General features: G+C 67.4%; 1 protein-coding gene. It reads left to right on the top strand.

Going from position 1 to position 2,140, the window contains the following annotated elements:
* Window positions 1-813 precede the first annotated feature (813 nt).
* Window positions 814-2,109: a group II intron reverse transcriptase/maturase gene (gene ltrA, locus VF202_05545; protein ID HEX7039557.1), complete on the top strand. Its 1,296-nt coding sequence runs from the start codon at window positions 814-816 to the stop codon at window positions 2,107-2,109.
* Window positions 2,110-2,140 lie beyond the last annotated feature (31 nt).

Here is a 2,140-nt window from a genome sequence, read left to right as displayed (position 1 = left end):
GAAACCGGGTCACCTGGGAGCGCATGAAACGCATCGCCAGCCGCTACCTGCCCAAGACCAAGATCGTGCACCCGTGGCCTGACGTGCGGTTCGCCGCCACACATCCATGACAGGAGCCCAGTGCGGTAGTCCCGCTCGCTGGGATCTGCGCGGGGGGCCGCCCGTGAGGGCGGTCCCTACCGCGACCGTCAGCGGCCCGCAGGGTCATTCAGATTGCGATACTCTGCCCCACTTTGCCCCGCACCCTGTAGGGCCTTTTTCGTTATTGTGGGTCATCCGGTGCGCCGGGATAAACCGGCATGAAGGAGGAGATGGAAGAGCTCTACATCGAAGGGCTAGCGACCCACGGTGACCCCGAGTCATGCGCGGCGTCTCGTGAGAGGCGTGGCGAAGCGTTGACAGGGGCACGCGCAGGCCGGGCTATTGAGCCGCGAAATCCACAAGACCGGGGTGCCGACGCTGTCGGATGAAGCGGGAGGCAACACCGCTGGCGGCGTTATCGCGAGTCGCCGGGGGGCCCCGCGCGGTCGGAGAACCTGAGCATGCGCGGAACCTTCATGCACGAGAACCGGGAGGTCCCGTGCCTGCCCGCCCGGGTGGTCTGCGGGCGGGCCGCTCCGGGAACGCTGAGGCGGTAATCCGGGGATGGACGGGTGCGGGAAGTCGGATCAGTTCGTAGTACCCGTGAGCCTGCCGAACGAGGCTGCGGCTGAGGAGGCAGGGGAGGAAAGGGACTGAGTTATGGAGAACACGGCTGGTGAAACACGCCCCGGACGCAGTGCCGGGCCTGGCGTGTCAAGTGGGCTGGACCGTGTGCGCGAGGTCGCGCGGAAGGACAAGGATGCGCGGTTCACCGCGTTGCTGCACCATGTCAGCTTTCACCGGCTGGTGCTGGCGTTCGACGGCCTGAAGAAGGACGCGGCGCCGGGGACGGACGGGGTGAGCTGGGCGGAGTACGAGCAGGACTGGCAGGAGAACCTGCGGGGCCTGCACGAACGGGTGCAGTCGGGGAAGTACCGGGCGGTGCCGTCGCGCCGCGTTTACATCCCGAAGGCGGACGGGCGGCTGCGGCCGCTCGGCATCGCGTCGCTGGAAGACAAGATCGTCCAGCGGGCCGTCGGCGAGGTGCTGAACGCGGTTTACGAGGCGGACTTCAAGGGGTTCTCCTACGGGTTCCGGCCGGGACGCTCCCAGCATGATGCGCTGGACGCGCTGGCGGCCGGGCTCGGGACGAAGGTGAACTGGGTGCTGGACGCGGACATCCGCGGCTTCTTCGACCACCTTGACCGAGGGTGGCTGGTGAAGTTCCTCCGGCACCGGATCGCGGACGAGAGGGTCCTGCGGCTGGCCGGGAAATGGCTGAGCGCAGGGGTGATCGAGGACGGGCAGTGGTCCGACAGCGGGGAGGGAACCATGCAGGGCGGATCGATCTCGCCCCTGCTGGCGAACGTCTACCTGCACTACGCCCTGGACCTGTGGGCCGAATGGTGGAGGAAGCATCACGCGCGCGGGAACGTGGTAATCGTCCGCTTCGCTGATGACTTCATCGTGGGGTTCGAGTACCAGGACGACGCTGAGAGGTTCCTGGGGGAACTGCGCGGCAGGCTCGCGAAGTTCTCCCTGGAGCTGCACCCGGACAAGACCCGGCTGATCGAGTTCGGGCCGCACGCGGCCTGCAACCGGAAGGCGCGGGGCGAGGGGAAGCCGGAGACGTTCACGTTCCTGGGGTTCCGGCACATCGCCCGGCTCTCCAGGGGAGGACGGTTCTGGGTCCAGCGGGTCACGGACACCAAGAAGATGACGGCCAAGCTGAAGCAGGTGAAAACCGAGCTGACACGCCGCCGTCACCTGCCCGTCCCCGAACAGGGACGCTGGCTGGCATCGGTGATCGCCGGGCACCAGGCGTACTACGCCGTGCCCGGCAACGCCAAAGCGGTACGGAGCTTCCGGGAACAGGCAATCCGGCACTGGCGGCACGCTCTGCGCCGCCGCAGCCAGAGAAACCGGGTCACCTGGGAGCGCATGAAACGCATCGCCAGCCGCTACCTGCCCAAGACCAAGATCGTGCACCCGTGGCCTGACGTGCGGTTCGCCGCCACACATCCATGACAGGAGCCCAGTGCGGTAGTCCCGCTCGCTG

The organism is Trueperaceae bacterium (assembly GCA_036381035.1).
GTDB lineage: Bacteria > Deinococcota > Deinococci > Deinococcales > Trueperaceae > DASRWD01.
This window is presented reverse-complemented; position numbering and strand designations above follow the sequence as displayed.